General features: G+C 59.0%; 17 protein-coding genes and 2 pseudogenes. 4 read left to right on the plus strand and 15 right to left on the minus strand.

Annotated features, from left to right (window positions below):
• Positions 1 to 38 precede the first annotated feature (38 nt).
• From prfB to RYB66_RS05550, 9 genes and pseudogenes are all read right to left on the minus strand, one after another.
• A protein-coding gene (prfB, locus tag RYB66_RS05515; RefSeq protein WP_099259081.1) for a peptide chain release factor 2 occupies positions 39 to 1134 on the minus strand; the annotation gives its coding sequence in 2 pieces (ribosomal slippage) (positions 39 to 1061 and positions 1063 to 1134; 1095 coding nt in all).
• 117 nt (positions 1135 to 1251) lie between these two features.
• The gene (locus tag RYB66_RS05520; RefSeq protein WP_002554762.1) at positions 1252 to 2256 is read right to left on the minus strand and encodes a PleD family two-component system response regulator; all 1005 of its coding nucleotides are present in this window, start codon (positions 2254 to 2256) and stop codon (positions 1252 to 1254) included.
• Between the two features lie 45 nt (positions 2257 to 2301).
• Positions 2302 to 3312 carry a chemotaxis response regulator protein-glutamate methylesterase gene (locus RYB66_RS05525; RefSeq protein WP_004666042.1) on the minus strand — a complete coding sequence of 337 codons (1011 nt, stop codon included), beginning with the start codon at positions 3310 to 3312 and terminating at the stop codon, positions 2302 to 2304.
• Positions 3309 to 5132 (minus strand): annotated as a pseudogene (locus tag RYB66_RS05530) (hybrid sensor histidine kinase/response regulator); the annotation flags it as partial. The gene RYB66_RS05525 and the pseudogene RYB66_RS05530, both read right to left, overlap by 4 nt.
• Positions 5133 to 5209: 77 nt before the next feature.
• Positions 5210 to 5696, minus strand: a pseudogene (locus RYB66_RS26530) (Hpt domain-containing protein); the annotation flags it as partial.
• Positions 5693 to 6382: a chemotaxis protein CheW gene (locus RYB66_RS05535; RefSeq protein WP_005743400.1), complete on the minus strand. Its 690-nt coding sequence runs from the start codon at positions 6380 to 6382 to the stop codon at positions 5693 to 5695. The gene RYB66_RS05535 and the pseudogene RYB66_RS26530, both read right to left, overlap by 4 nt.
• Positions 6382 to 7668 carry a CheR family methyltransferase gene (locus RYB66_RS05540; protein ID WP_004666044.1) on the minus strand — a complete coding sequence of 429 codons (1287 nt, stop codon included), beginning with the start codon at positions 7666 to 7668 and terminating at the stop codon, positions 6382 to 6384. The genes RYB66_RS05535 and RYB66_RS05540 overlap by 1 nt, the downstream gene beginning before the upstream one ends.
• Positions 7665 to 8201: a chemotaxis protein CheW gene (locus RYB66_RS05545; protein WP_005743398.1), complete on the minus strand. Its 537-nt coding sequence runs from the start codon at positions 8199 to 8201 to the stop codon at positions 7665 to 7667. The genes RYB66_RS05540 and RYB66_RS05545 overlap by 4 nt, the downstream gene beginning before the upstream one ends.
• A gap of 8 nt (positions 8202 to 8209) precedes the next feature.
• On the minus strand, positions 8210 to 9832 hold the full coding sequence (locus tag RYB66_RS05550) for a methyl-accepting chemotaxis protein (RefSeq protein ID WP_004657990.1): 1623 nt from the start codon (positions 9830 to 9832) through the stop codon (positions 8210 to 8212).
• Positions 9833 to 10122: 290 nt separating this feature from the next.
• Between RYB66_RS05550 and RYB66_RS05555 the strand changes: the two genes are divergently transcribed.
• On the plus strand, positions 10123 to 16092 hold the full coding sequence (locus tag RYB66_RS05555) for an NEL-type E3 ubiquitin ligase domain-containing protein (protein ID WP_316893959.1): 5970 nt from the start codon (positions 10123 to 10125) through the stop codon (positions 16090 to 16092).
• A 57-nt stretch (positions 16093 to 16149) separates the two neighbouring features.
• Here RYB66_RS05555 and RYB66_RS05560 read toward each other — a convergent pair whose 3' ends face one another.
• Positions 16150 to 16896, minus strand: coding sequence for a tellurite resistance TerB family protein (locus RYB66_RS05560; protein ID WP_005760151.1), 747 nt, complete (start codon positions 16894 to 16896; stop codon positions 16150 to 16152).
• A gap of 288 nt (positions 16897 to 17184) precedes the next feature.
• Here RYB66_RS05560 and RYB66_RS05565 point away from each other — a divergent pair, with 288 nt between their 5' ends.
• Positions 17185 to 19272, plus strand: a complete 2088-nt coding sequence (locus tag RYB66_RS05565; RefSeq protein WP_316893962.1) for a PAS domain-containing sensor histidine kinase — start codon at positions 17185 to 17187, stop codon at positions 19270 to 19272.
• A gap of 59 nt (positions 19273 to 19331) precedes the next feature.
• On the opposite strand, the gene RYB66_RS05570 is transcribed toward RYB66_RS05565, so the two are convergent.
• The 3 genes from RYB66_RS05570 to RYB66_RS05580 form a co-directional block, all read right to left on the minus strand.
• The gene (locus RYB66_RS05570) at positions 19332 to 20438 is read right to left on the minus strand and encodes an NADH:flavin oxidoreductase/NADH oxidase (RefSeq protein ID WP_004656368.1); all 1107 of its coding nucleotides are present in this window, start codon (positions 20436 to 20438) and stop codon (positions 19332 to 19334) included.
• A 113-nt stretch (positions 20439 to 20551) separates the two neighbouring features.
• Positions 20552 to 22267, minus strand: coding sequence for a single-stranded-DNA-specific exonuclease RecJ (gene recJ, locus RYB66_RS05575; protein ID WP_057412933.1), 1716 nt, complete (start codon positions 22265 to 22267; stop codon positions 20552 to 20554).
• Between the two features lie 62 nt (positions 22268 to 22329).
• Entirely contained in the window at positions 22330 to 22872 is a 543-nt protein-coding gene (locus RYB66_RS05580; RefSeq protein WP_002554774.1) for a YaeQ family protein, read from the minus strand.
• Positions 22873 to 23204: 332 nt separating this feature from the next.
• Between RYB66_RS05580 and RYB66_RS05585 the strand changes: the two genes are divergently transcribed.
• Entirely contained in the window at positions 23205 to 24044 is an 840-nt protein-coding gene (locus RYB66_RS05585) for a TIGR02285 family protein (protein ID WP_316886550.1), read from the plus strand.
• Between the two features lie 182 nt (positions 24045 to 24226).
• On the opposite strand, the gene RYB66_RS05590 is transcribed toward RYB66_RS05585, so the two are convergent.
• Positions 24227 to 24523, minus strand: a complete 297-nt coding sequence (locus RYB66_RS05590; RefSeq protein WP_316893963.1) for a DUF3509 domain-containing protein — start codon at positions 24521 to 24523, stop codon at positions 24227 to 24229.
• A 287-nt stretch (positions 24524 to 24810) separates the two neighbouring features.
• Here RYB66_RS05590 and RYB66_RS05595 point away from each other — a divergent pair, with 287 nt between their 5' ends.
• Positions 24811 to 25473: a response regulator transcription factor gene (locus tag RYB66_RS05595; protein ID WP_316893965.1), complete on the plus strand. Its 663-nt coding sequence runs from the start codon at positions 24811 to 24813 to the stop codon at positions 25471 to 25473.
• On the opposite strand, the gene RYB66_RS05600 is transcribed toward RYB66_RS05595, so the two are convergent.
• A complete protein-coding gene (locus RYB66_RS05600; RefSeq protein WP_316894022.1) occupies positions 25446 to 26675 on the minus strand; it encodes an EAL domain-containing response regulator in 1230 nt (409 codons plus the stop codon). The two genes, RYB66_RS05595 and RYB66_RS05600, sit on opposite strands and share 28 nt — an antisense overlap.
• Positions 26676 to 26727: the final 52 nt, after the last annotated feature.

A 26727-nucleotide genomic window follows, 5' to 3' on the forward strand; every position in this document is an offset into this window, starting at 1 on the left:
CGTCTTGCGACGAGGGACTTGAGGTGTCGGCTGACGGTTTACAGCCCTTGCTTGAGGCTCGCGATCAGGTATTCGTCGATATCGCCATCAAGCACCTTGTCGCAGTCGCTGCGTTCGATGTTGGTCCGCAGGTCCTTGATACGCGAGGCGTCCAGTACATAGGAACGAATCTGATGACCCCAACCGATATCGGACTTGGTGTCTTCGAGCGCCTGGGACGCTGCATTGCGCTTCTGCACTTCCTGCTCATACAAACGGGCCCGCAGCATTTTCATGGCGGTGTCCTTGTTCGCATGCTGGGAACGTTCGTTCTGGCAACTGACCACGGTGTTGGTCGGAACGTGGGTGATACGAACCGCCGAGTCTGTGGTGTTTACGTGCTGACCACCGGCCCCGGAGGAGCGGTAGGTATCGATGCGCAGGTCCGACGGGTTGATGTCGATTTCGATGTTGTCATCGATTTCTGGCGAAACGAACACGGCCGAGAACGAGGTGTGGCGACGGTTGCCGGAGTCGAACGGGCTCTTGCGCACCAGACGGTGAACGCCGATCTCGGTACGCAGCCAGCCAAAGGCGTATTCACCCTTGATGTGCACGGTAGCGCCCTTGATACCAGCGACTTCACCGGCAGACAGCTCCATGATGGTGGCGTCGAAACCGCGCTTGTCAGCCCAACGCAGGTACATGCGCAGCAGAATGTTGGCCCAGTCCTGCGCTTCGGTGCCGCCGGAACCGGCCTGGATATCCAGGTAGGCGTTGTTGGGGTCCATCTCGCCACTGAACATGCGACGGAATTCGAGCTTTTCCAGCGATTCGCGCAGGCGCTCGACTTCGGCAGCGACGTCATCGACGGCGGCCTGGTCTTCTTCTTCGGCAGACATCAGCAACAGGTCTTTGGCATCGGCCAGACCCGAGGACATTTCGTCCAGGGTTTCTACGATCTGCGCCAGCAGGGAGCGCTCACGCCCCAGTTCCTGGGCGTAGGTCGGGTTGTTCCAGACGTTTGGATCTTCGAGCTCGCGGTTGACTTCGGTCAGACGATCATGTTTGTGATCGTAGTCAAAGATACCCCCGAATGGTTTCGGAGCGCTCGGACAAATCCTTGATGCTGTTTAGGATCGGGTTGATTTCCATGGTAGGCAGCACTCGCAGGCGAAATTTTCAAAGCCGACGAGTATACCCCAGGCAAGACCACGAAAGCAGCCCGTCGAGCAGGCGTTGTGAGGCCTATTTTACCGGTCACTGGCGGCGTCAGCCTGCCGCAACCTGATTGCGTCCATTGTTCTTGGCCAGATAAAGCCCCTTGTCGGCATCCAGAATCAGCTGACGGCTGTGCATCCCGACCTGCGGCGTCACGGTAGCGACGCCAATACTTACGGTAAGGCTGGAACCCGGCGTTGGAGCGATATGCGGGATATTCATGCCTGACACGCTCTGGCGCAGTTTTTCAGCCAGCAGACGCGCCCCGCCCGGAGAGGTATTGGGCAGGACCATGGCAAACTCCTCGCCGCCGTAGCGCGCGGGCAAGTCGGACGGGCGACTGCAACTGTTGCGGATGGCTTTCGCCACCTGACGCAGGGCCTCGTCGCCCTCCAGGTGCCCGAAGTTGTCGTTGTAAGCCTTGAAGTAGTCGACATCGATCATCAGCAGCGACAACTGCGCCTGATCGCGAATGGCACGCCGCCACTCCAGCTCGAGGTACTCATCGAAATGGCGGCGATTGGACAGCCCCGTCAGGCCATCGGAGTTCATAAGGCGTTGCAGCACCAGATTGGTGTCAAGCAACTGTTGCTGGCTGACCCGCAGGGCACGATAGGCCTCGTCACGCTGCAGCAGTGTCATATAGGAGCGCGAGTGGTAGCGAATGCGCGCCACCAGTTCGATGTTGTCCGGCAGTTTGACCAGATAATCGTTGGCCCCGGCCGAGAATGCGGCGCTCTTGATCAGCGGGTCTTCCTTGGTGGACAACACGATGATCGGGATATCGCGGGTCAACGGGTTGCTGCGGTACTCGCGAACCAGCGTCAGACCGTCCAGGCCCGGCATGACCAGATCCTGAAGAATCACGGTCGGTTTGATCTGCACGGCCTGGGCAATTGCCTGATGCGGGTCGGCGCAAAAGTGGAAGTCGATCGATTCGTGGCCAGCCAGCCCACGCCGGACAGCCTCGCCAATCATGGCCTGATCATCAACCAGAAGCACCATGGCGGTGTTCTCATCCGGGGTCTTGATCTCATCCGTCTGCAGGTCATGCATAGTGTTTCTCCTGATCGCCGACCACAGGTGAATGCACCTGAGCAGTCATTGAGTAAATACCTCGACCAAGCGAGGGGCAATGGCGGGCAGCGGACGTATCTCAACAGCAGCATCAATGGCTGCAGCCGCTTTGGGCATGCCATACACAGCAGAACTGGCCTGATCCTGGGCGATGGTCAGAAAACCTCGCTCCCGCATTGCCTTGAGTCCCTGCGCACCATCGCGCCCCATGCCGGTCAGTAGAACGCCGACTGCCTCACCACTCCAATAACGGGTTACGCTCTCGAAAAACACATCGATCGAGGGCCTGTAGACTTCATTCACTGGCTCTGCGGTATACGCCAGCGTACCGTCCTTGAGCAAACGAATATGATGATTGGTTCCGGCCAGCAGCACCACCCCTGGCTGCGGCGTTTCGCCTTCCTTTGCCAACCGCACGGGTAGGCCGGAAGCGGAACTCAACCACTCCGCCATACCGGCCGCGAACACCTGATCAACATGCTGCACAAGGACGATCGCTGCCGGAAAGCTCACCGGAAGCCCCTTCAGGAGGATCTCCAGCGCCGCGGGGCCGCCCGCCGAGGAGCCGATGGCAACGAGCCTGTCGCGCCTCGCCGGCTCCGATCTCGGCGCAGCCACCACATGCTCGCGGCCGACACGCTGACCGATCAGCCAGTCGATATTGAGTATCTTGCGCAGCAGGGGTGCTGCCGCCTCTTTGGGGTTAGGACCGCCGATGGCAGGCGTATCCACCACATCCAGCGCACCATGCCCCATCGCTTCGAATACGCGACGCATGTTCTGCTCGCGGTCGACGGTCACGATGACAATAGCGCAGGGTGTTTCGGCCATGATCCGACGGGTGGCCTCTACGCCATCCATCACCGGCATGATCAGGTCCATCAGGATCAGGTCCGGGGTCTGCTCGACGCAGCGCTGCACGGCATCGGCACCATTGGACGCCACCCATATGATCTGGTGCGCGGGCTCGAAGGCCAGCGCGCGACGCAGGGCTTCGATGGCCATGGGCATGTCGTTGACGATGGCAATCTTCATCCTTGCGCGTCTCCTATCAATTCGACAACAGCGTCGAGCAAGGCATCATCGTGGAAACTGGCTTTGGCCAGGTAGTAATCCGCTCCGGCGTCCAGGCCGCGGCGTCGGTCTTCTTCACGATCCTTGTAGGAAACAACCATGACCGGCAATGACTGCAAACGGGTATCACGGCGCAGCAACGTCACCAGTTCTATACCGTCCATGCGCGGCATGTCGATGTCGGTGATGAGCAGGTCGAAGTCACCGGCACGCAGGGCATTCCAGCCGTCCATCCCGTCCACGGCAACCGACACTTCGTAACCGCGACCGACCAGCAGCTTGCGTTCCAGCTCGCGAACAGTCAAAGAGTCATCGACCACGAGAACCCGTTTACGCGATACATGGTCGACCTGACGGTTGCGCCGGTCAATACGCTCCAGGCGTCCGGTATTCAGGAGTTTTTCCACCGAGCGCAGCATGTCTTCTACATCAACGATCAACACCACCGAACCGTCATCGAGCAAGGCCCCCGCCGAAACGTCCTGAACCTTGCCCAGCCGCGCATCGAGCGGCATCACCACCAGCGTACGCTCACCGATGAAGCGTTCGACGGCTACGCCATAAACTGCATCACGCTCGCGAATAACCACAACCTTGAGCGCTTCGCCGGCATTCTGGGCGGGCGGCCGATTCAATAACTGACTGGCCGAGACCAGACCGACATGGCGCTCTTCATCCCAGAAGTGCTGACGCCCTTCCAGTTGCAAAATATCATTCGGCTGCAAGTCGCGCATGCGCTCGATATGGGCCAGAGGGAAGGCATAGGCTTCTCCGCCCACTTCCACCACCAGGCTACGCACTACTGAAAGCGTCAGCGGCATTTCAATCCTGAAACGACTGCCCTCGCCCGTCCACTGCTGCAGCTCGACACTGCCGTGCATCTGGCGAACCATATGCTGCACAGCATCAAGCCCGACACCACGACCGGAAATTTGCGTGACCTTGTCGCGCATGCTGAAACCCGGCAGAAACAGAAAACTCAGCAGTTCCTCCTCGCTCAACTGCGCGGCGGTTTCTGCTGGCGAAAGCTTGCGTTCAACAATGCTCTGGCGCAAACGCTCCAGGTCTACGCCGCCACCGTCGTCACTCAACTCAACGACCAGCAAACCAGCCTGATGCGATGCCTGCAGACGAATCAGACCTTCAGGGTCCTTGCCCGACGCCGCGCGTTTTTCGGGCGACTCGATGCCGTGGTCCACCGCGTTGCGCAACAGATGGGTCAGCGGCGCATCAAGCTTTTCCAGTACATCGCGGTCGACCTGGGTCTTCTCCCCTTCGATCTGCAGACGTACCTGTTTACCCAACTCACGCCCCAGATCGCGGACCATGCGCGCCTGACCGTTCAGCACATCGGCGAAGGGCCGCATGCGGCAGGCCAGTGCGGTGTCATACAGCAGCTGCGCGCGCTGCGCCGACTGCCAGCCAAACTCATCCAGCTCTGCGGTTTGCTGGACCAGCACCTGTTGCGCCTGGGACAACAGGTTGCGTGCATCTTCCAGGGCTTTTTGCACATCAGCCGGGGGGCCTTCTTCGCCAAAGCTCGCACCCAGCACTTCAAGCGCGCGGTCGCTGCTGCTTTGCAAGCGTTTGAGGCGCTGCATACCGGCCAACAGCGGCTTGAGTCGCTGGGTCTCGACCAGCGATTTGCTGGACATGTCCAATAGCCCGTTCAAACGCTCGGCAGTGACCCGCAAAACACGCTCGCCGCCCTCGGCCACTCGACGTTCACGCAAGGGGGTAAAAGGTGCTTCCGGTTCCGGAGCCGGAGCCGGAGCCGGCTTGGCGGCGGACCTGGATGGCGGACGCGGCTCTGCTGTCAGTGGATCAGGGGCAGGGTTGATTACTGGCTCAGCCCCTTGGGCTGAAGACTCAAGCTGCTGCATCGCGCTGGCCAGCAATGCGTCCGAAGCCGGGTCAGGCAGCGGCGTATTGACCGTGCGCGCTGCGCCAGCACCGGAGGCCAGCAGCGCGTTGAGCCTTTCAACATAACTGTCGATATCGGGCTGACCGACGCTATTACCGCCTGGCGTAGCGATACGCATCAACAGGTCAGTGCCGGACAGCAGCGCATCAATGTGCTCGGCCTGCAGCAATAGACGGCCTTCTTGCGCGCTGACCAGACAGTCTTCCATCACATGCGCAACGCTCACACCGAAATCGACGCCGACAATGCGCGCCGCGCCCTTGAGCGAATGTGCCGCCCGCATGCAGGCTTCCAGCTGATCCGCCTGGGTCGGGTTACGCTCAAGCGCCAGCAGGCCCGCACTCAATACCTGGGTCTGCGCATCGGCTTCCAGCGTGAACAGTTCAAACAGTGAGGCGTCACGCATTTGATCTGGCGTCATGTAAGGCTCCGGTGCACCGCCGACAACAACTCTTCTTCGTCCAGCCAACGCAGGCTGCGGCCCTTCCATTGCAGAACGCCGCGAGTGAAGCGGGCGTTGGCATGAGTACCGGACGCAGAAGCGGCTTCCAGCTCACGCTCGTCAATGGCGTGAATGCCGTCTACCTCGTCCACCGGTACCACGACCGGGCCGCCTTCAGCGGCAACGATCAACATGCGTGGAACCACCCGCGCCGACTGGTCACTCGCTGCATTGCTGTCCAGCCCTAGCAGCTCGACCAGCGATATGCACGCTACCAGAGCACCCCGTACGTTGGCGACACCCAGCATCGCACGCGAGCGCTGGTGCGGCAGCGAATGGATGGTCTGGCTGGGGGCGACCTCCGAGAGGCAGCGGGAAGCCAGCCCCAGCCACTCTTCGCCAAGACGAAATACCAGGATGGAGCGGGTCTGTATGTCCCGCAGCAATACAGAGCCCTGAAACTGCTCATGCGATTCCTGGGCCAGTGCGTAGCGGTCCAGCAGACGAGTGGCCGCCGCAGAATAAACCGCGCAGTTGCGACAGTGGATGTGCTCTCCAAGCAACGGGCAGGAACGATCACCGTGAATACCGATACGGTTCCAGCAGTCATCGATATCCAGGGCTTGGTCATGGGTAAGACTGGAAAAACCGGACACACCCGTCATCAATGGTTTCCTTGTTTATTCGCGCCACGTGCAGCGCGGTCCTGCAAGCGCCGGGCCCCGGCACTGTCGCCCTGGGCGGCCAGCAACGCAGCCAGTTGGGCCAGCGATTCGGAGTGCTGCGGTTGCAGGTACAACGCCTTGCGATAGAAACCCTGAGCCTGCGCCACGCTGCCTTCTACTTCGCTGAGCAGGCCCAGCCAGTAAAACACCTGTGCAACCGGCTCATGCTGTTGCAGATAGCGCTCGCAGGCAGCCCGCGCCTCGGCACTTTTGCCTTCGTTGGCCAGGCCGGCAATCCTGTCGAGCAGCGCCGAAACCTCGCTATTGCCAGTGACAGCAACCGGCTTGACGATGGGCGCAAACGCTGCGGACGTTCGTGCGACAGGTCGTGGCGCAGGCGCTCTGGCAGGTGCATCGGGGGCCGGGCGCGGTGCAACCGGGGCGGCTACCGGAGCCGGGGTCCAAGCCGGAGCCGGAGCTGTCGGTTCGATTGGCGCATGCCGGAAGGCAAATGATTGCGCAATACCGATCGAGCGCATGCCAATACCTGCCAGCAGGTTGCCCTCCGCCGGCCCGATGAACAGCAGGCCGTCTTCCCGGGTCAGTTGCTTGAGGACCTTGAACACATGTTGCTGGGTCTGCCGATCAAAATAGATCACCAGATTGCGGCAGAAAACGATGTCATAGGCGACCTGCGAAGCCAGTTTCGGATCGAGCAGGTTGCCAGCCTGAAAACTCACACAGGCGCGCACACTGTCGGCGATTTCAAACCCGTCAGCGACCGGGTTGAAATACCGCTCGCGAAAACCGGTGTCGCTGCCCCGGAACGAGTTCTTGCCATAGATGCCGTGCTCGGCCTTGGCAATCGAAACAGGGCTGATATCAATGGCATCAACCTTGAACTGCCTGGCATCGACTCCCGCATCGAATAACGCCATGGCAATCGAATAGGGTTCCTCGCCGGTCGAGCACGGCAGGCTGAGAATACGCAACGGGCGCACACCGGCAAGGCTGGCTATACGTTCACGGGCCAGCATGCCCAGTGTGACGAACGATTCCGGGTAGCGAAAAAACCAGGTTTCGGGAACGATCACCGCCTCGATCAGCGCCTGCTGTTCTTGAGGCGATGACACCAGAAGATGCCAGTACGCATCACTGTCGGGGCAATGGGCGGCCGTCGCACGCTGACGCAAGGCACGCTCGATGATCGCCTCGCCGACCGAGGTCACATCCAGCCCGATACGCTCCTTGAGAAAGCTGAAGAAGCGTGAATCGTCGACCTTCATGGCGCGTCCTCAAGCAGTTCAAGGTCGATTGGCGGCACCGGGTACAACAACTCGCGAACCGGCTCGCTCAACAGTTCCTGAACGTGAATCCATTGCAGCAGCCCCTGCTCATCCTCCCGAACCGGCCCCAGGTAAGGTGACAGGCGATTGTCCAGCCCGTACGCCTTGAACTGTGACACCGGGCAACGCAGCGTTTCGGTGGCCTGCTCCAGAATCAGCCCGAGTAATTGCGCCGGATGCGCGTCGTCGTGCCGATAATGCACCAGAACCATGCGGGTGCTGGTGCGCGAGCGCGCTGGCTGACCGGAGTTCAGCGCACTGATGTCAATCACCGGCACGATCTCGCCGCGATGGGCAAAGATCCCCGACACCCAGTGCGGAGCCTGGGCAATTGCCTTGAGTTTCACGCGAGGCAGGATCTCGGCAATCTCTGTCGCGTCCAGTGCATAGCGGTCTTCGCCGATGCAAAACAGCAGAAAGAGTTTGCTGGTGGTCAGTGGCGTGCCGTTGCGCCTCGGCGATTGATCCGTCATTGGAGTGTTCAGACCTTGAATCGCGAAACGCCACCGCGCAGCCCGACCGCGACCTGACTCAACTCGTCGATGGCGAAACTGGCTTGACGCAGAGACTCGACGGTCTGGCTGCTGGCATCCGCCAGTTGCACCAGCGCCTGATTGATCTGTTCGGCACCGGTAGCCTGAGCCTGCATACCTTCATTGACCATCAGCACACGTGGCGCCAACGCCTGTACCTGCTGAATGATCTGCGACAACTGCTCGCCGACCTGAGTGACCTCGAACATGCCACGGCGCACTTCTTCGGAAAACTTGTCCATGCCCATAACGCCTGCGGAAACCGCCGACTGGATTTCCCGCACCATTTGTTCAATGTCATAGGTGGCGACAGCGGTCTGGTCGGCGAGGCGCCGCACTTCGGTGGCGACCACCGCGAAACCACGGCCGTACTCACCCGCCTTCTCGGCCTCGATGGCTGCGTTAAGCGACAGCAGGTTGGTCTGGTCGGCCACCTTGACGATGGTAACGACGACCTGATTGATGTTGCCGGCCTTCTCGTTGAGGATCGCCAGCTTGGCGTTGACCAGGTTGGCAGCGCCCATTACCTGATGCATGGTGTCTTCCATGCGTGCCAGCCCCTGCTGGCCGGAACCGGCGAGAATCGACGCCTGATCTGCTGCCGAGGTGACTTCGGTCATGGTTCGCACCAGGTCGCGCGAGGTGGCAGCAATTTCCCGCGAGGTTGCGCCGATCTCGGTGGTGGTTGCCGCGGTCTCGGTAGCGGTGGCCTGCTGCTGACGGGAAGTCGCAGCGATTTCAGTGACAGAAGTCGTTACCTGCACCGAAGAACGCTGGGCCTGCGCAACCAGCGCAGTCAGCTCGGTCATCATGTCGTTGAAGCCGGTTTCGACCGCATTGAACTCGTCCTTGCGGGACAGGTTCAGGCGGGTGCTTAGATCTCCGGTACGCATGATGTCCAGAATCCGCACGATCAGTTGCATCGGAGCCATGATCGAACGCATCAGCAGCAGCCCGCAGGCCGCAGCCGCCAGCACTGCCACCAGCAGCGACAGGATCATGCTGATCTTGGCAGCCAGCACGGCATTGACGATATTGGCGGTAGCCTGATCAGCCAACTGCTTGTTGGCGACAATCAGGTCGTTGAGCTGCTTGCGGCCCGTGAGCCAGACCGGGTTCACCTCGCCATAGAACTCGGCGCGCGCACCGGCATAATCGCCGCGATCATACTTGGCGTGGACCTCGGCAAGCATGCGCGAGTAGGCCTCGCGGCGTTTTTCAAAAAGCGCAAAACTGTCGCGGTCTGCGTTATCGAAAATGGACTTTTTGTAGCCGTCCATCTGCGCCTGCAGGTTCTCGTCAAAAGCCTGAAACTGGTCTTTTTCCTGCTTGGTCATCGCACGCGCTTCGCCTTCGGCAATCAGCTCCAGCGTACGGATATAACTTTCCCCCCACGCGCTACGCACCAGAGTGCTGTAGTAGACGCCAGGCAGCGCATCGAGACGGACCTCTTCCTCACTGGACTCGATGGACAACAGCCGTGAATAAGATACAACGACCATCAGCAGCATGATTGCGATGATGACGGCGAAACTCGCCAGAATCCGTTGGCGCAAAGTCCAGTTCTTCACAGTCAGCCCTCAAGAGTTCAACGACGGCATCGGGCCGTGTTCAAGAAGCGGACCGACGAGCGGTCCAAGCGGCGTGAGTATAGCCCAGCCGTCAACGGGTACACGGGGAATGAAAAACCAAATCATCGCACCTGCTCATTAACCCGCTTTCCTGCCTTCTTGTCGGCACTTGTCACCACTACTTGAACACAACACGTCAGGAACCTGTGCAGCCGATAAATAGTTAGCACTTGCCGGCCTGACCTCAAACGTAAGCTTTGTCGCCTGCTCACTCACGACAAGGCACTTCAATGCTGGACCAAACTTCGCCGGGCAAGGCACCTGCCGCCCCGCATGTGCAACTTATAAAAGATAAATCACCCCGATGGCTGCTTGACGCAGAACCGTCAACCCATGCAACTCTGCGCAAAACCTCCGGACGCCCCTTGCAATGGCTGACGAGCGCGCGCACGTCCAGCCTGGAGCAAGTCGATAAACTTCAGCAGCTCTATGCCGAGCATCGCCAGAATGAACAAAAGGTTCGTCCGACGCTTGATCGCCTCTCGACACTGGAAGACTTCGCGACCCCTCTTCTGACGGCGGCGATCAAGGACCGCTTCGGTCTGGACGTCGACGTCGCCCGGACCTGGCTGTTTCACGCCAGCCGGGCCAGGGTCGACCAGTCGTTCCAGGCGGCATCCCGAGACCCCATCACTCAAGCCAACATTGCCTTGAGGGCCGCCTGTCAGAGCCTGCTCAAGGCTGCGCTGCAGAATTTCGAAAAGTGGGAAACCGCGCCTGGCGCGATGGATTCGGACTCGGGCATAGAGGCTCAGGTGTTTTCCGCCTTTGAAATCATCGGTCAACAGATCGCCGGCCAGTCCTTGCCGATATCTGCGACCGGGTTCGCAGCGATGTGCCGCGAGCTGGACCTGGGCGGTAAATACCAGACCCACCTGGAGTCCGTCTTCAATGCACCTTCGACACCGGAAGAAACGGCGGACGCTGCGGCATCCAGGCTGCGCAAGGACTTCCTGAAACTTCAGTCATCGTCCATCCGGCTTCAACTGCAGATTGCCTCCCTGCAGGAACTTGTCAGCCCGCCATTGCAGGGCGCGTTACTGGACATTCTCGACGGCAAGCAAAACGTCCGACTTGATAACAGGCCGGTCAACTGCAGCGTGCTGTGCCTGGGGGATGTCGAACTTGACGGCCCGTTCGTTATTGGCAAAGACCGCGACATGGCAACTCAGGCAGAAAAAATTGTCGTCTACATTCCAGACGATCCGGTTGCGCCATTGAAGGAATACGACTCGGTCGAGGCGTTTATAAACTCGTTGCGCGACCGGATGTTCATCGATGGATATCTGAATTTTTTCATGCGTTTCATACCGGCGCGCCATCGAAGCGCCTTGTTTGAAAAGCTGTCCGAGCGTCTGCACCCCAAAATCAAGAAAGGGGGGTTCTTCGAGCGCCAGTGGCTGGAACGTGAAGCGGACCGAAACGCCCGGCTGGACCTGAGAGAGACTCCTCTGCAAGGCCCCTTGCCGGAGGCCCTGTACGATCGCAAACGGGCAGCGTTGAAGGACAATGCGCTGTTTCATGGCGTGCCAACGGCGGCGCAGGACCAGAAAACTGTCGACGAGCGTGTGCAGTATTTTAAGGACAAAGCCTTCGACGTCTTGAACATCGCCGCTTTTGTCGTTCCGGTATTGGGCGAAGTGATGATGGCCGTCACAGCCATTCAGTTGGCCCATGAAGTCTATGAGGGCATAGAAAGCTGGGCCAAGGACGAAAAACAGCAGGCGCTCGCCTACCTGTTCGACGTGGTGGAGAATATTGCCCTGATGTCGGCCCTTGGCGCTGCGGCGACGGGCTCAGCAGGCATACCTGCGATACAGGTGCCCGAGTTCGTAAACGGCCTCAAACCCGTGGAATTACCGGGTGGAATGACTCGTCTCTGGAAACCGGACCTGACACCCTTTAGCCATGACATCGTGCTGCCAAAGGGTCTGCTACCCAACGCCACAGGCCTGTATACATGGCAAGGCAAGCAGTGGCTGCCACTTGAAGGACGCACCTATTCGGTGAGCCCTGCCCCGACCGGCGATGGTTATTTGATGGAGCACCCGAGCCGTCCGGACAGCTACCAGCCCGCCTTGCGCCACAACGGTGCTGGGGCCTGGTTGCATGAGCTTGATCGCCCGCTGGAGATGGAAGGCCTGACGCTGTTCCGACGGCTGGGATATTCCAGCGAAGCGTTCCCCGACAGCGCAGCCAGACGCATCATAAAAGTCAGCAACACACCTGAATCCGTGATGCGCCAGGCACTGGCCGAGCAGCGCCGCCCACCCGCATTGCTCGAAGACACAGCGCACCGCTTCAGGCTGGACCAGGAAATCGATCGTTTCATAGAGCAGATGGAAGCCAACGATGCAGACGCAGCAGCGCCTCTTCAACTTGAACTGCTGAGCCAAGACTCTGGCTGGCCGAACAATCGCGCGCTGGTGCTGGTGGATGCCCAAGGCAATACACTCCAGAAATTCGTCGCGGCGCAGCAGTCTGGCGCTGCTGCCCCCCTCGACATCCATATTCGTGCCGATCAGCCAGATGCCCTGCGCCAGGTCCTAGAAAAACTGAACAACATCGAAATCCGGACTCTGCTCAACGAAGAGTTCGGTGCGGGTCAGCCGGGCACCGCACCGCGGCTGATCGCTTTACGCGCGCAATTGGTGGCGCGTGCCCGGACAACCAGAGCCTGGTTGTTCGAATCACGTTACCGCGCCCTGAAAGTCGCTGATACCGACGGCGCGCAAACCCTCCAGCAGGCGTTTTCCGGCCTGCCGCCGCTGGTTGTCGAGGAATTGGCCAGCCACGCCTCGCCAGCCGAGCGGATACAACTCACTACAGAGCGCCGCGTACCCTTACGCATGGCCGAAGAAGCCAGTGCCTATTTGCAGCAAGTACGGCTGGCACGAGCCTATGAGGGCCTTTACCTGACCTCGGTATCCAGCGCAGATACCGATTGCCTTGCCCTGCACAGCCTTGAAGCCCTTGCGCAATGGCCTTCTCAGGTCAGGCTGGAGGTGCACAATCGCTTCTTTGGCGGCCAACTGCTCGACAGTATCGGGGCTCAGGAGGCTCCCGTTCGCAAGGTGCTGATCAAAGATGGCAATCGTTATGAGACCCGTGACGCTGACGATCAGCACCTGCACGGGCTGGACGATCTGTATTCATCCGTACTTCACGCCCTGCCCGATGCCGAGCGCAGCCAATTGGGTTTTGCCCATACCGGCCAGGGGCAGGCGCTGGAGGCTCTGATTCAGGAAACCCCTCTGCCTCGCCAGACTCTCGCGCCACTGCTGAAAATGCAGGCGCTCAAACCCGGCTCCAAGTCCCCCATGCGTCTGGCCGATGGCCGCCTTGGTTATCCCTTGAGCGGTAACGGCAGAACCGACTGGCATATGACCGATGAAAGTCTGCTGGACAAGATCCGTTTGCTGGAACTGGAAGACGCGTTCCCCGAAGACATTCTCAGCCGCCTGCGCCACACAGGCAGGGATAATCGGGCTATCGATGAACGACTCAACAGCCTGCTGGGCGAGCAAATGATGCTGCGGGAAAGTCTTGACGCCTGGACCTTTGAAGTCGTGGCAATGCCCCCCATGAGTCAGACGCATATCGATAGCCGGGCGCGTATTAGCGAGGCGATCTGGAACCACTGGCGCATCAATAACCTGCCTGAAATCGGGCGAACGCTTGAGCCACTGTATCTGCAGCAGGTATCCCTGACTGACTTCCCACGGCATCTGCCAGATTTTGTATACGCGCGGGTGAGCGGACTCTATCTGGAGAATATCTCGATCGAACCTCGAGTTCGCCCGGGCGCAGAGCTTTCAACACCGGTAGCCACGGATCTGCCCAGACAGTTGACCAACAGCTTCGAACTTGGACACTTTCTGCAACGCTTCCCCCACACGCGCTCACTCATTCTGGTCGGCGAACCCGGCACCGGTGCGGATCCGCAGATATCGGCCTTCCTCAACCTGCCCCAGCAAGTGTCCAGTGTGCTGCCGCAACTTACTGAACTGGGACTGATAAACCAGAGCATTTTTCTGGATCAGGCGCAGATGGACAACTTGCGCGATATGCCTGATCTCAGGTCGCTGAACCTCAGCGGCAACCGGCTGGTCAGCTTGCTGCCTATGGACCTTGGCTGGCTGCATCTTGACCGGTTGATACTGGAACGAGTCGGCATGCACCGCTGGCCTTCCTGGCTGACGGACATAATCCCGAACAATATTCGTGAGCTGTCGGTGGCTCATAACAACCTGACCGAACTGCCGGACTGGATCCTCGACAATCCCCTCAACCCCGAGCATCAGACCCTGATCGATTTGCGCGGCAACAGCCTGTCCAGGCATACGGTGATGCACGCACGCATCAACGAGGCTGTACCCGACTGTTCGTTTCGCTTCCTGATGGACACGCCGCTCGCTGTGCAAGCCGCTATAAACATGCAATTGCGCGAAGGTGCCGAATTATCTGCCGCGCTTGATCAGTGGACACATGCCTCAAATTCGCTGGCCATTACGAGTGAACGGACCATCGAAGCCCGCCGCGAGATCGGCAGGATACTGACCGATCACTGGCGAGCGTTCAGCCTGGGGCAAATCCACCGTCCACTGCGCCTGGAAAACCTTTCGCTGGCCGACTTTCCCCGCCAGCTGCCGGAGTTTTTCTATCGTCAGATACGCTATCTGCACCTGAGCAGAGTCACGGCCACGGGATCTGATCTGGACCAGCTGCTGCGCCGTATGACTGATCTGAGCTCACTGGTAATGAACGGGCATGTCGCACCGCTGCTGCAACTGCCTCCGGCGCTGCTTGAGCTTCCATCACTTCGTTCGCTATTGCTGATTGACCAGGGAATGGTGATCGAGCAAAAGCACATCGATTTCTTCAGCCGTATTCCGACGCTTGCAAGGCTGGAACTGGATGGCAACCGGATAGGTGTGATCAGCGATCTGTCTGCCCTTAACAATACCGCGCTCAACTGGCTATCACTCAATAACGTCGGATTAACCGAATGGCCGACCTGGGTGGATGACATGATTCCAGCACATCTGGGGACGCTCCTGCTGGAGGGCAATCTGATTACTGACTTGCCGGAGCATATTCTAGCCAATCCCGGCAGCGAATCTGCGCACACGGAAATAAGCTTGCTGAACAACCCGCTTTCCGAAGACAGCATGCGTCGAGCACATTTTTCAGAACGTTATGGACGCTCTTTCACCTTTGACATGGACCTGCCACCCGAACTCGCAGCGATGGACTGGACGGAGCAGCATGATTCGGACTCATCAATATCAGACTACGAGTCAGAAGACAGTCGGGCATCGACTCCAGAGCCAGTGACTGCCGAACCCTGGCTGGACGACAGCAACCCGCTCAGCGCCACGCGGCGTGCGCTCTGGGAGCAACTGGAGGCCAGCGACTACAACCGAAGGCTATTGGACCTGATCGGTTCGCTGCGCCACAGTGCCGACTATCGCAATATCGCCAACCGGGCAGCACTGCAGGAGCGCGTCTGGCGAGTACTCGGCGCGGTGAGTCAGGACCCTCAACTGGGAATGACCCTGAGTGCTATCGCCGAAGAACCACTCAGGCTGTTCCGTGACAACAACACTTGCCCGGACGGCATCCTGCTGGAGTTCAACCAGATGGAGGTGATGGTGTTCATTCGTCAGTCACTGCACGATGTTGTGCCGGAGCAGCGAGGTGCATTGCTGTACAGGCTGACAACCCGGCTTTATCGCCTGTCCGAACTGGATGCTGCTGCCCGAGAGCAGACCGGGGGCCGCGATGAAGCTGAAGTTCGTCTGGCGTATCGCATACACTGGGCAAGCGCGCTGGACCTGCCCGTACCACCAGAAGGCATGTTGTATCAGGCCCACGCCGCCATCAGGCCGGGTGAGTTCGAGGCAGCCCTGCTTCGCGTGCAGTCCGGAGAACAAGGCGAACCATTCCTGCGCTTCGCCGAGCAGCAGGATTACTGGATCAACTATCTGCGCGAAACCCATGCCGGACGGTTCGATGCACTCGAACATCTTTACAGGACTGACCTGACCCGACTCACCGACGAATTCGAACAGCGCAACATCAGCCTGGACAATCCGGAATACGAAAGACGCATTCGGGAATTTGAAGCCAGCTTCAAGGCACAGCAAACAGTGCTGATAAGGGAGCTGACCAACGCCGAGGGGCTGGAGCATCATTGATGGCATGGGCCGCCTGACGCACAGTGCGCCATGCGGCCCGGCAGCGGACGTGGCAGCTTACTCGGCGCCCCGCACCTGTGCTTCCAGTTCGGACTTGAGACCGGGCTCCAGTTTCAACTGGCGCGCCAGCTCATCGAGATAGGCGCGCTCCATGAAGTGCTCTTCATCCACCAGCATGACACTGGCGATATACATTTCTGCTGCCATTTCAGGCGTGGTCGCAGCGCGAGCCACTTCTACCGGGTCCAGCGGTTTGTTCAGCTCGGCCTGAAGCCATTGCTGAAGCGCCTGATCGCTGTTCAATTTGCTGAACTCGCCCTCGATCAGTTCTCGCTCACGCTCATCCACATGACCATCGGCTTTTGCAGCGGCGACCAATGCACGCAGGATAGCCTGGCTGTGCTGCTCGGCTTCAGCCTCGGGCAAACGATCAATGGTTTGCGGCTCACGCTGACCGACGAGGCCCTGACTGGACTGCCAGTTGTTATAGGCCTTATAGGCCAGTACGCCCAATGCCGCCAAGCCTCCGTAAGTCAGCACCTTACCGCCCATACCGCGCGAGCGTTTGCCGCGCAGAAGGCTCATGGCACCTGCAGCCAGCGCACCGCCACCGGCGCCGGACAGCAGGCCGCCAAGACCGCTCTGGGAGGTCCCTTGGCCTTTGCCGCCGCCGAGCAGGCTGCCCAGACCATTGATCAATGAGTCGCTGCCCGAAGACTGCTTGGCGGATTTGCCGTTAGCCTTGTCCTGCAACATGCTTTGTCCGGATTTGAGCAACTGATCGAGTAAGCCACGCGTATTCACAGAAAGCCTCCTACAAGGTTTGTCAGATGAGTCATTGACCAACAAGTTGACAGGAAGTCACTGACTCAAGATTACCGGTGTGCTTCCGAATGTTACGATTCCCGGCCAGCCCCATTCATCCAATCATTCCCGATATCAGCGAAACACGTGCAACGCGCGGCTCTGATAAAGGGTCAATATCAGGGCAGCCGGTACGAAAAGCAGTTAAAAAGACTGCTCGTCCAGATCGATCAACCTTAAGTACACCCCTATGAACGCAAGACGCATGCCGTCAGGAGCTTGCCTGAAGTGATATCGCCCACTGGTTTCCCGACAGCTAACGGCACGGCTGCCGGGATTATCCGATCAAAGGACTGGAGCCAGACACCACTCGGCCCCATCGAGCATTGGCCGGTATCGCTGAAAAACACCCTGAATCTGATTCTGAATTCGCCGGAATCGATGTATCTGCTCTGGGGACCGGAGCTGGTGTTTTTCCATAATGATGCTTATACCCCCATCCTCGGCCCGCGTAAGGATAACGCCATCGGCGCACTTATTCCGGACCTCTGGGCTGATGTGTGGGATCAGGTCGCGCCACTGGTCATTGATGCATACGCCGGCAAGCCCTGCCATTACAAGGACATGCCACTGAGCATGGCGCGCTATGGTGAGGTCGAGCAGACATGGTGGTCATTCTCCTTCTCGCCGGTGATCGACGAGCAAGGGATGATCGTTGGCATGTTTTGCATCACCAACGAAACCACCGAGCATGTTCTCAGTCAGCAAGCGTTGCAGGACAGTGAGCGCGAACGCCTGAAACTGATCGAGGATCTGGTAAATCTGGAACGGCGGCAGACCGCCAGGCTGGCACAGCGGACCCTGGAGCTGGATACATTCTGGGAGATTTCCCCGGATCCGCTGGCGATACTCGATTTCAACGGCATTTTCCTGCGGGTGAACCCGGCCTGGACAGTACTGCTGGGCCACACTGAACAAGAGCTGCTGGGCAGCTCGATCATGAGCCTGCTGCATCCCGATGATGTGCGTAATACCGAGGATGCCCTGAAACACACCATCAATCATGTTTTGCCGCTGTTCGAGAATCGCTACCGGCATGTGGACGGGACCTATCAATGGTTCGGCTGGACCGCTGCGCCAGGCAATGGAATCATTTTTGCGCTGGGCAAGCACCTGACCCACGAGAAAGATCGCATCGAAGCATTGCGTATTGCCGAAGAAGCACTGATTCAAGCGCAGAAAATGGAAGCGGTCGGGCAGTTGACCGGCGGTTTGGCACATGACTTCAACAACCTGCTGATGGGCGTGACCGGCAACATGGAGTTGCTCCTGTCGAGGATCAGACAGGAGCGCTTCACGGAGCTGGATCGCTATATCAATGCAGCACTGGAGGGCTCGAGACGCGCAGCCTCCCTGACGCACCGCCTGCTGGCATTCTCGCGCCGTCAGACACTGGCCCCCAAGGCGACGGATATCGACCTTCTGGTGGCGGGCATGGATGAACTGATCCGGCGTACCGTGGGCCCTGCCATCGATATGCAGGTCATTGCTTCACGAGGGCTGTGGTCGACCCTGGTGGACCCGCATCAGTTGGAAAACTCGCTGCTCAATTTATGTATCAACGCCAAGGACGCCATGCCCGACGGCGGGCAGCTGCTGATTCAGACCGGTAACCGTCATCTGAATGCAGCCGCAGCGGCGAGGTATCAGTTGCCCGCAGGTCGTTACGTGGAGTTATGCGTCAGCGATACAGGCACGGGCATGGACAAAGATGTCATGGCACGGGCCTTCGATCCGTTCTTCACCACCAAACCGTTAGGCATGGGGACGGGCTTGGGGCTGTCGATGATTTACGGCTTTGCACGGCAGTCCGGAGGCGGCGTCAACATCACCTCAAACGTTGGAGAGGGCTCGAGAGTCTGCATCCTGCTGCCGATGCATGAAGGTGAGCCTGAAGCGGTGGCACTTGAGGACAGCCCTTTACAAGTACCCGCACCTGGCATCAGCGATGAAACCATTCTGGTCGTTGATGACGAGCCCGCTGTGCGCCAGTTGATTGTCGAGTTGCTTGAAGACCTTGGCTATACCATTTTGCAGGCCGAGCGAGGTGCCGATGCTCTGACCATTCTGCAGTCCAAAGCGGCTATCGACCTGTTGATTACCGACGTCGGTCTGCCCGGCGGCATGAACGGTCGTCAGGTCGCAGACGCCGCCCGGGATGTTCGGCCCGACCTGAAAATACTGTTTGTGACCGGCTATGCTGAAAACGCGGCGCTGGCCCACGATACGCTTGAACCTGGCATGCATGTACTGCCCAAGCCTTTTGCCATTGCCGAACTGATCGGACGCGTCACCGAACTGCTGGAAGGCGAATAAAAATGAGCGCCCTGCGGCGCTCACTTATTGGCTGCTTCCTTTCGTAAACCGAACGGGCATCAATCCCGCAGATCAGACTCATGAATCGGCTGATCCCGGTGTGTGGCGCGTTGGTACTGTGCAGGCCAGGTCGCCAGACGCCCGCCCAGGTCTTCATCGGCACGCAGCGGCCAGTACGGATCACGCAGCAGCTCACGCGCAAGCAGAATGATATCGGCCTGCCCGGTACGCAGAATATGCTCTGCCTGGGCCGGATCAGTAATCATGCCTACCGTCCCTGTAGCGATTTCGGACTCTTTGCGAACCCGTTCGGCAAAACGCGTCTGGTAGCCGGGGCCAACCGGAATTTCTGCGTTGGCTGACGTGCCGCCCGACGACACATCGATCAGGTCTGTACCCAGCGCCTTCAGACGGCGCGCCAACTCTACCGTTTCATCGGCGTTCCAGCCGTCTTCCACCCAGTCGGTGGCGGACACGCGAACGAACAACGGCAGCTCTTCAGGCCACACTGCGCGCACCGCTTCGGTGACTTGCAGCGTCAGGCGAATGCGGTTCTCGAATGAACCACCGTATTGGTCAGTACGCTGGTTGCTCAATGGCGACAGGAACTGATGCAGCAGATAACCGTGGGCCGCGTGAATTTCTACCACCTTGAAGCCTGCGGTCAGGGCGCGCCGTGCGGAATCGACAAACGCCTTGATCAGTTCCTGAATCTGCGTTTCGCTCAGTTGCACAGGCGCCGTGTGCTGCGGATCAAAAGCAATTGCCGAAGGCCCGACCGGAGTCCAGCCGCCTTCATTGAGGGAAATGCTGCCGTGCTTGCCAAGCCACGGGCGCCAGGTGCTGGCCTTGCGACCGGCGTGCGCCAGCTGGATGCCAGCCACCGCACCCTGAGCATTGATAAAGCGGGTAATGCGTTGCAGCGGCTCGATCTGTTCATCATTCCACAGCCCCAGGTCTTCGGGGGTTATGCGGCCGTCCGGCGTCACAGCCATCGCTTCAGTGATGACCAGGCCGGCGCCGCCAACTGCTCGGCTTCCCAGATGAACCAGATGCCAGTCGTTGGCCAGGCCGTCGACACTGGAATACTGGCACATCGGCGAGACTGCGATACGGTTGCGAAGGGTCAATTGGCGCAGGGTGTAGGGTTCAAGCAGCAGGCTCATGGCAACCTCTCGTAATGAAAATTCAGGTGTCCAAGCTCCGTTCATTCAATGAACAGGTTTTGCAGACAGTCTGTTGTCGACAACCCGGTAGCGAGAGGGGTTCCTGCTGATTGTCAGCGTGGCGCGATGTGCACCACCATCAACTGCACGGTTTCGTTGCCACGAAACTCGTTGAGGTCCAGTTTGTAGGCCAGTTCGACCCAGCGAATGTTGGGGTTGGGCCAGATGTCGCGGTCGACGCCGAACGCAATGCCATCGAGCTTGACGCTGCCGCACTCGGTCTTGAGCACCATCTTCAAGTGACGCTCGCCCACCACCCGCTGTTCAACAAGCTGGAATACGCCGTGGAACAAGGGCTCGGGGAAGTGCTGTCCCCAGGGACCGGCGTTGCGCAGTGCGCGGGCCAGTTCCAGATGAAATTCCTCGACGGCCAGCGAACCGTCAGACAGCAGACGTCCGGTCAGGTCCTGCTCATCGAGTTGACGACGCACTTCCAGATCGAACGCTTCGGCAAACGCCGGGAAGTTCTCTTCAGGCAGCGAGAGACCTGCCGCCATGGCGTGGCCGCCGAACTTGCTGATCAGATGCGGATGACTGGCCGCCACAGCGTCCAGCGCATCGCGAATGTGAAACCCCGGCACCGAGCGAGCCGAGCCTTTGAGCACGCCCTCCCCGGCACTGGCGAACGCGATGGTAGGTCGGTGGTAGCGCTCCTTGAGGCGCGAGGCCAGGATACCGATGACACCCTGATGCCATTCGGCATCGAACAGGCACAGGCCGAACGGCATGGACTCCAGCGGCAGGTCCTTGAGCTGCGCGAGCGCTTCACGCTGCATGCCCTGCTCAATGGATTTGCGATCCTGGTTCAATTCGTCCAGTTGCACGGCCATTTCTCGCGCCAGTGTCGGGTCGTCGCAGAGCAGGCATTCAATGCCCAGGCTCATATCGTCCAGGCGCCCCGCCGCGTTCAAGCGTGGTCCGATAATAAACCCCAGATCAGTAGAGGTGATGCGCGAAGACTCACGCCGTGCAACCTCAAGAATCGCGCGCAGCCCGGGGCGGGCACGGCCAGCACGAATACGCATCAGGCCTTGGTGCACCAGAATGCGGTTGTTGGCGTCGAGCGGCACGACATCGGCCACGCTGCCCAGCGCGACCAGGTCCAGAAGCTCACCCAGGTTGGGCTGGGCACGCTGGTTGCTCTCGAACCAGCCGGTGTCACGCAAACGCGCACGCAAGGCCATCAACACATAGAAAATAACCCCGACACCGGCCAGCGATTTGCTGGGAAAGGTACAGCCTGGCTGGTTGGGGTTGACGATGGCGTCTGCCGCCGGAAGCTCGTGACCCGGCAAATGGTGGTCGGTGACCAGTACCTGCAAGCCTGCCGCCTTGGCAGCGGCCACACCCTCGACGCTCGAAATGCCGTTATCCACGGTGATCAATAGCTGAGGCTCGCGCTGCAACGCCACTTCGACGATTTCCGGCGTCAGGCCATAACCGTACTCAAAACGGTTGGGCACCAGATAATCGACGTGCGCCGCGCCCAGCAGGCGCAGCCCCAGAACACCCACGGTGCTGGCAGTCGCACCGTCGGCATCGAAATCACCGACAATCAGCATGCGCTGGCCTTCGCGCAGCGCCGTTACCAGCAGATCTACCGCAGCATCGATTCCCTTGAGTTGCTGATAAGGGATCAACCGCGCCAGGCTTTTGTCCAGCTCGGCCTCGCAGGCCACGCCCCTTGCAGCATAAAGACGAGTGAGCAAGGGCGGCAGGTCGCCGAGAAACGGCAAGGTATCGGGCAATAGACGGGGTTCGATGCGCATGCGGGTCAGCTGATTCTCTTTGCAGTGTCGATGGATGTTTTTTCGATCGGAACCGGCGGCTGTCAGCCGCGTTCGCCCGCAAGCCATTGCAACTGGACTTCATGCTGGCCACGGTCGTCGGTGACGAATACCGTTCCTTCACTGATCATCACATCCCACTTGATGACCCGCGGCATATCCTTGGCCAGCACTTCCAGCACGTCCTGCGGGACGGCGGCAATATTGACGTTTTTCAGGTTCTTGATCGCCGGGATGACCTTGCCTTCCCAAACGCGCAAGCTGCCGTAGGCAAGCAGGCTGGTGCGTTCGGTGCGACGCGAGCACCAGGTCAGGCGGTCGGCATCCGGCTGTCCGACTTCAATCCAGTGCAGAACCCGATCATCCAGGCTTTTTTCCCACAGTGCGGGTTCGTCCACATCAGACAGGCCGCGACCGAACGACAATTGTTCGTTGTACCAGAAGGCATAGGCCAGCAGGCGCACGGTCATGCGTTCTTCAGTTTCCGAAGGATGGCGGGCAATGGTCTGTTTGACGCTCTCATACACTCCGCGATCGAGGTCGGTGAGGTTGAGTTCGAATTTGTAGGTCGTGGACGGCTGGGCCATGAACGGGCTTCTAGAGTCTGGAGGTAAGACGGCAAGTCTAACCGATGCCGGGCCTGTGAACGAACTTGCTCGCGCAGGGGATGCAATTGCTCCTGCTTGCGGGCTATAAAAAATCGATAGCCTGAAACAAAATTCTGATACAGATTGGCTTTATAGACGATCTGCTCCGAGTACCTGGATCCCGGCAAGGGACTGCCGAAGCACCTGAATGTGACGCCACAGGCGCAGCGCCACTCAAAGAGCTGCCACTCTACTCCAGTTTGCTGAATCTTTTTCGAGGATGAAACCAGCGAATGTCCCTTCCTGCCTCGTACTGCACAACGGCTCGATTGATGCTCGCCCTGTCGCTGGCTGCCCTGTCATGCGCCAGCCAGGCAAGGGAGACATTGACCTGGTTGATGCGCGACATACCACCTTCGACGATTTTTTCCGGGGTCATGCGCGGGCAAGGTGCCATTGATCAGCTCATGCCTTTGTTAACTGCGCGAATGCCCGAATACGATCACATGCTGATGCGCGTCAATCGTGCCAGGGGCCTGCAGATGCTTAACGACGCCACGTCTCTGAGTTGTGATCCCACCATGCTGTGGACTGAGGAGCGAGCCAGAACCCTGCTCTTCTCCATACCGATCGGCGCCATATTCAGCAGCGGCCTGATTGTACGCAAGGAAGACATGTCGACGTTCGAGCCGTATGTCGAGGACGGAAAAATCGACTTCGCGGCGCTTATGGCCAGCCGGGCGATCAAATTGGGCATAGTCGCCGAACGCAGCTATGGCGAACTGATCGACCATACGCTGCAAGGCGTCGACGAAGATGCGCTGGTGCTCCATTACGGTAACGATGCCACCGGCAGCCTTCTGCAAATGGAACGCCTGGGGCGCCTGCAAGCCTTTATCAGTTTCTGGCCGGAAGCACGCTATCAGGCCATGCAACAAGGTATCAGACCGGATGAACTGGCCTTCTTGCCGATCAGGGGCAACCCCGCCTACCAATTCGTCTATATCAGTTGCAGCAACTCACCTGAAGGCAAAAAAGCCCTCGCACAGATCAACCGCGAGATGCGTACGTTGCGCGAAAGCAGCCTGATGGGCTTTTACGCGCAGTGGCTGGACCCCGAGCAACGGGCAAGCTACCTGGAAGACGTCAAAGCGCTGTTCGAGAAGAACTGAGCACCTAAAAGAAACCCCGGGCAGAGGGGGACCTGCCCGGGGTAAACATGACCATGATGGTCAGTACGCCAACCTTCGATCACCGGAGCACAATGATCAAACCTGACGTAATGGATAGGAGTGCAACGAGCGCGTCAGGTTCCGACCTTGTTGACGCAAGCCAGACGACTGTTTAGCAACTGTTAAGCAAAAGACGGAGTGCGGATAAACGTTCGGCTGATTGCAGCATTACGCATCGCGGCAATGACGCAGGGTTCGATTCGACCTTCGGCGACCATCAAATCCCGGCGCAGGCCGTCTACCACGTCGGTGAGCTGACGTTTGTCGCTCAGTTGATCAGCGCCGAATGTACGCTCGATCACACAGACGCCCGCTTTATCCTTAAGCGTCACCAGACGTTCGCCCCGAGTACCCGCCGGGCCAATACTGGCCTGATAAGGAGCCAGCGCTTCGCTTAGCAGTAAGCTGATATTTTCCATCCGGATCACCACTCAACAGTTTGAATGCAAAGGTGCTAACCAATGACCGTCGGCGACAGCAGAAAGTTCTTTCTATCGCCTGATCACAGCACCGGTCTGTCATTTCGAGCATGCCTGTTGAATGTGACAAGGAAAAAACCGGAGGCCAATGGCGACAGGAAGTGGGCTTGTAGGAAAACTCAACATAATTACGCTACGCCTCCTACAAGGTGCCTATGCTATTGATCACTGCGTTAAACAACCCTGTCGTCTGTAATACCAGTCAGCCTTTTTGATGGAGCCACACCTTGAGCGATTCCACTGATCGCCCGTTGCGCGTCATCGTGGCTGATGACCACCCTATTTTTCTCATCGGCCTGCGTGTCGTACTGGAACAGGACAATCTGGCTACCGTTGTCGCCGAAGCCTGTAATCCGGATGAACTGCTACAGGTACTCGCGCGCCATCCCTGCGATGTGCTGGTGACTGATTTCATGATGCCGGTCGAACTGCAGAACGATGGCTTGCGTCTTTTGCAGCGCATACACCGGGATTTTCCGGCATTGCCGGTGATCGTTGTAACGACACTGAGCAATGCCGGACTTTTCCAGTCCATGCTGGGCCTTAACGTGCGCGGCCTGTTGAGCAAGGCCAGCCTTACCGGAGAACTGCCTGCGGCCATCAGGGGCGTTCAGCGCGGTGAGTTTTTTGTCGCTGATTCCGTGCGCAGGGTGCTGAGGGAAGCCCGTCAGTACGGCCCTGACGCGCTGTTGCCGGCAGAAAAATTGTCGCCAAGAGAGCTGGAGGTGCTACGCCTGCTCTCGGCCGGTCATACCGTCGGCCAGATCGCTGCGCAGCTCAATCGCAGCAAACAGACTGTCAGCGCACAGAAAGTCGCGGCCATGCGCAAGCTCGGTCTGGCCAACGACGCGGCACTGTTCATTTATTTGCAGGAAAGCGGCATGTCCTGAGGCCGGCCGTCTGTCAGCATGGCCTGCAGATGAGACTCGCGCTCGGCGGCCCAGCGCACCAACTCTGATGAAGGCATCGGACGCGCAATGAAATAACCCTGAATGGCCGGGTTGCCCAATGCCAGCAGGCTGTGAAAGTCGTCAATCGTTTCGACCCCCTCCACCACTACCGACATGGACAGCCGCTGTGCCATGAGCATGGCTCCAGCCACCACTGCAGACTTGCGCGCATCGTCGGCCATGCCACGTACAAACTCGGTCGGTATCTTCAACTCGCTGAAGGGCAACTGCAGGAGCCTGTCGATGTTCGAAGCGCCCATCCCAAAGTCATCAATAGACAATTTGCAGCCCTGCATGCATAACCTCAACAGGCCCTCCATCTGCCAGGTTTCCGGGCGGGCGGCATCCTGTTCGAGAATCTCCAGGGTCAGCGCAGTTGCCGGCACGCTGTGACGGGTGAGCGCCTGCATGATCTGCCCGGCGAAATCCGCCTGTTGCAGCACTTGCGGGTCGATATTGACCGCAACCGAGAGTACTTCGCCCTGCTCGCGCATGAACTGTGCAGAGAACTGCAGGGCCTGATCCAGCATACGCCAGGTCAACGCAACGGTCAGTTCCTCAGCTTCGATGGCGTCCATGAATCGTCCGGGAGCCAGCAAGCCATGTGTGGGGTGCTGCCAGCGGACCAGCGCCTCGACACCCAGCAACTTGCCCTGCAGATTCACCTTGGGTTGAAAATAGGCAATCCACTGTTCGGCAACAGACGCAACGTCTATGGGCATATTGTCTTTCGGATCAAACAACTCCACGGCAGACAGTGCCCCGAACGCACGCTTTACCGGTGACTGTGGTGCACTCCCGGCACGGCCTGGCCCGTACGCCTCAAGCATGTCATGGAGTACAGCGGCCGAAGCAGGTTTTTGCACATACCCCAACACTTCCAAACCTTGGCTGAGCGCCAGCTGCGCAACACCTTCCAGCACGCAGGCAGCTGAACTGCTGACGATGATCAGCGCCCTCGCCAACCCGTTTTCGGCCATAAAGCGGATCAGCTCAAGGCCGTCGGGGCCGTCCATCTGCAAGTCACAGATAGCAATGTCGACAGGACCACGGCTTTGCAGGGAAAGCCTGGCAACCTCAACGCTCTCGGCAGCCAGCACATCGAACACCTGATTGGCGTTGAGCATCTGGTGCAGAGCCATCAGCTGGAAAGGATGGTCTTCGAGAATCAGAACCTTGAGTGAGTGCACGGTC

Source organism: Pseudomonas syringae group sp. 243L2 (assembly GCF_032587875.1).
Classification (GTDB): Bacteria; Pseudomonadota; Gammaproteobacteria; order Pseudomonadales; family Pseudomonadaceae; genus Aquipseudomonas; species Aquipseudomonas amygdali.

Coding starts and splice junctions, on each gene's coding strand:
- RYB66_RS05520 (WP_002554762.1), bottom strand. CDS start 2,256: ATGCATGACCTGCAGACGGATGAGATCAAGACCCCGGATGAGAACACC.
- RYB66_RS05525 (WP_004666042.1), bottom strand. CDS start 3,312: ATGAAGATTGCCATCGTCAACGACATGCCCATGGCCATCGAAGCCCTG.
- RYB66_RS05535 (WP_005743400.1), bottom strand. CDS start 6,382: ATGACGGGTGTGTCCGGTTTTTCCAGTCTTACCCATGACCAAGCCCTG.
- RYB66_RS05540 (WP_004666044.1), bottom strand. CDS start 7,668: ATGAAGGTCGACGATTCACGCTTCTTCAGCTTTCTCAAGGAGCGTATC.
- RYB66_RS05545 (WP_005743398.1), bottom strand. CDS start 8,201: ATGACGGATCAATCGCCGAGGCGCAACGGCACGCCACTGACCACCAGC.
- RYB66_RS05555 (WP_316893959.1), top strand. CDS start 10,123: ATGCTGGACCAAACTTCGCCGGGCAAGGCACCTGCCGCCCCGCATGTG.
- RYB66_RS05570 (WP_004656368.1), bottom strand. CDS start 20,438: ATGAGCCTGCTGCTTGAACCCTACACCCTGCGCCAATTGACCCTTCGC.
- recJ (WP_057412933.1), bottom strand. CDS start 22,267: ATGCGCATCGAACCCCGTCTATTGCCCGATACCTTGCCGTTTCTCGGC.
- RYB66_RS05580 (WP_002554774.1), bottom strand. CDS start 22,872: ATGGCCCAGCCGTCCACGACCTACAAATTCGAACTCAACCTCACCGAC.
- RYB66_RS05585 (WP_316886550.1), top strand. CDS start 23,205: ATGCTCGCCCTGTCGCTGGCTGCCCTGTCATGCGCCAGCCAGGCAAGG.
- RYB66_RS05590 (WP_316893963.1), bottom strand. CDS start 24,523: ATGGAAAATATCAGCTTACTGCTAAGCGAAGCGCTGGCTCCTTATCAG.
- RYB66_RS05600 (WP_316894022.1), bottom strand. CDS start 26,675: ATGGCTCTGCACCAGATGCTCAACGCCAATCAGGTGTTCGATGTGCTG.